General features: G+C 50.9%; 2 protein-coding genes. Both read right to left on the bottom strand.

The features are described from left to right. Positions 1 to 238 (bottom strand): hypothetical protein (locus tag AAH187_RS18920; RefSeq protein ID WP_342350048.1); only part of this gene is annotated, 238 nt, incomplete at its 3' end. 342 nt (positions 239 to 580) lie between these two features. After that, complete coding sequence (locus tag AAH187_RS18915; RefSeq protein WP_342350047.1) at positions 581 to 3,073, bottom strand: PAS domain S-box protein; 2,493 nt, start codon at positions 3,071 to 3,073, stop codon at positions 581 to 583. Positions 3,074 to 3,701: the final 628 nt, after the last annotated feature.

Below are 3,701 nucleotides of genomic sequence, written 5' to 3'. Positions count from 1 at the left end.
CGGGAAGCGTTAACGATTGACGACCGAACAGGACTTGTGTGAGGGAAATGAAAAACAGACTGCGATCCGCCTCGCGGACTAAACGCGTGCCGTAATACCCCGGCACCACAATAACCGCCGATTCGGCATTGGGAACATGATCCCGCCCGACTACATGCTGCCGACTGCACCCGGACAGCGACATGATCAGCAGCACAGCCAGCAACTCCGGGAGATACTGGAATTTTCGAGAGGTCATCGTGGTATGACGAGATCTTTTTCGCGATGGTGACGTATCAGAGTTCCTTATAATTTTTTTTGACTCGCATGATTCTAATGCCTATAGATTAATATACTTACCCATAATTTTGCGACCATCATACAAACTCGTTACCCTTCGATGGGAAAAATCAACGGGAGGGGTCGGAGACGTTCACAATGAAACGAATATAGAGTAGAAAATCCGGAAGGTGAGATGAGAATGATTCCCGCCAGAGCTTAGACAAAAACGAAGCGTGACATGAAAAGGTGGCAAGGGGAGACCGCATGGGTCAGTTTGACCTCGACGTGGATTTCATCTGAAACATTCCCGGACAGCGATTCATGTCTGGTTGGGAAAAAGCGAACTGATGGCTTCATACAGTTCTTTGACACTGCCGTTTTTCTGGAGATATTCGATTGCGCCCGCTTCGAGCATCGTTTCACGAATTTCTTTTGCATCGTTCATAGAAAGGCCAATCACTTTAATAGCCGGCAGTTCACGGCAAATTTGCCTGGTAGCTTCGATGCCATTAAGTTTCGGCATATGGTTGCCCATAACCACGACGTCCGGGATTAACTGGCTGGCCAACATCACGGCCTCTGCACCGTCACTCGCCTCCCCGACAATTTCCAATTCCTCATAACGCTCTAATAATTTCTGCATACCTTTCCGGAACATCGCATGATCATCGACCAAGAGTACACGCACACGAGGACGTGGTGAATGTTGCCTGGTGCGTATTGAATCCACGACGGCTGCATTGACGGACATCCGCTCCTGAGGGCTCGCTTTTTCCGTCAATCTCCCGCTTTTCCCGTCCGTGCCCGCATCCACGTCGCTCATCTCATAAGCAGGCAACAACAACTTCACGCATGTCCCTTCCCCTGGAACCGAGAGCACCTCTACACGACCCCCCATCGCTTCCATCCGCTCCTGCACGGCAAATAAACCCAGATGGCCGGGATCTTTGGCCCGTTGCATCGCATCGGCATCCAGGCCCGTTCCTCGATCTTCCACCGCAATGCACACTTCGCCATCCGGCTCGACCACCATCCGAACACTGGCCTTTTGGACGCCCGCATGCTTGAGCACGTTCAACAATAATTCGCGCACTGATTGAAACAACAAAATTACCCGGTTCTCGGAAAGGTGAATGGTCTGATCGCTCGTGTGGATCTCTACCCCTAGACCGTGTTTCTCCATCCGCTCCGTCAGCCACTTCAAGGCCATGGGAAGCCCGGCCTCGTGAAAATTTGGTGGACTCAACTCCGCGATTGTCGTTCGCGAGTAGCTCAATGCCTGTTGCAGAATTTCTCTCAGGTCCTGAATCGCGACCTCTGTTTCAGAAGAGAGGGTTAAAATGTTCTTCATCTGGTCCAGTTTCAGACATCCTACCACCAACAACTGCACCAGATAATCGTGTAAGTCTCTCGCCAGCTTTCGGCGCTCGTGCTCCTCAGTCAAAATGAGTTGTGAGGCCAATGAACGCAGACGATCTTGGGAAGATACCAGTTCCCTGGTTCGTTCATTTACCCGTATCTCCAACTCGTCTTTCCATCGGCGCAATTCCTCTTCAGTCTGCTTTCGTTCGGTAATGTCTTGAAACACAATGACCAACCCGATGATTTCGTCCTCATGATCCCGCAAGGGAGAGGCGGAATAGGATACCGGAAAGAAACTTCCGTCTTTTCTGATAAAGGTATCCTCGAAATTTCTCAAGATTTTGCCATGACGTCGTACCTGAAAGCCTGCACACTCTTCGATGGGAAAGGGGGTACCGTCAGGATACTTGAAATGTGTTATGTCGTGCATCATACGCCCCAGCAACTCCGAAGATTTCCATCCAAACATGCGTTCCGCTTCGGGGTTCACATAGGTCACAAGCCCTTCTGTATCGACGGTATACATTCCCTCGCCCATGTTGCCCATGATGGTCTGATTGAGTTTTAACAAGCGGCGAGCTTCAGTCTCGCTCTCCAGCAGCGCCTTCTCCGCTTGCTTCCGTTTGGTGATATCGACGGCCATTCCTCCGATCAATATCGGCCGTCCGTCAGTCCCTAAAATGGGGAATTTGTTAACGATCGCATGATGCAGCACTCCATCCCGATGCCTAAGCGTCTCGACCACCTGTACTCCCTTTTCGGTGACCAGTGCCTGCCGGTCATTTTCCCTGAAGCAGGCAGCGACTTCCTCGGGGAAAAGATCTTCGTCGGTACGTCCGTAGAGCCTCTCACATGGGGTGTGGAACACCTGTTCTGCCGTCTCATTGGCGTACACGTAGCGGCCCTGCAGATCCTTAATCCAGGCCAAACCGGGCAGGTGTTGCATAAACCTGGCGAAGCGCTCCTCGCTTTCGCGCAGCGCATCTTCCGCCCGTTTTCGCACAGTCATATCCGCCACGGTCACAACAACACGATTAAAAGCCTGATCTTCGGAGGGAAAGGCGATGGTGAATATCGCAGTGATATATTCACCACGGAGAGTTTTCAGCATCACTTCCGATTCGAAAAACTTTCTGTGTTCAGCAATGGCTACCAATTCTTCGAGGAAAATCTTGCCGGTTTCAGGGACAAAAATATGGTGAAGCGATTGCAACAGTTCCGCACGGCTGACGGCCCCAAACATGGTCACGGCGGCAGGGTTCACATCGAGAATTCTGACGAGCCCAATGGCGCGTTCCACCACTTCCGGATGTTCGGTAAAATAACCCCGAAAATCCCTCACACCCCCGGCATACAATGTTTCGATCAACGCCTTGACGTCGGTGAAATCCTCCTCCCAGATCGAAAGGGCCACTCCTTCAAAAAGGCTGCGGAAGCGGTCTTCGCTCATACGCACAACCGTTTCGTGCCAGGCAGTAACGGGAAGTATTTCATGATGGGATTTCCCATAAATGATACGTCCAGGGAAAGAATACCAGCAGGGTTTAATCGACTTTGGAAAACAGGAGGGAGGGGCTGCGTGACTTGGAGTGGCAGGAATTCCAAGAGCGTAGAATCCATGGCGACCCTTTCTACATGAATCCAGTCCAACTTCGTAGAATGACGGTCACAAGGATTTCTCCTATACACACACTCTTCAATCGAAACGGTTGGCGGGAATCTTCGAGAGAGAAATGAGAGGCCATTGTAGGAGCTTCATGGCAGAAAGACAATCCCCGCCTTATTTGCCAAACCCGAATAAAAACACCTAAAAGTGGAGCCTAAAAGGACCAAGCAGATGAAACTCATTTGCGGGAAACCGGGCCGGGACCCATTAGAAATTATGACGCCATCATTCATCCGGCAGGTAGCGACTCATCGGGATTTTGAATCTGGGAATTCACGGATTTCATCCCACCCCTTCAGCATCAGGACATACTCCATTATAACGTCTCAGCATGGGCTGAATTATTGAGGAGCCGGGCTAGGTTTCCTCATCACCCTCAAGGCAATTGGTACATTCATCCATTTTCGGGTCA

This window comes from uncultured Nitrospira sp. (genome assembly GCA_902500695.1).
Taxonomy (GTDB): Bacteria; Nitrospirota; Nitrospiria; order Nitrospirales; family UBA8639; genus Nitrospira_E.
This window is presented reverse-complemented; position numbering and strand designations above follow the sequence as displayed.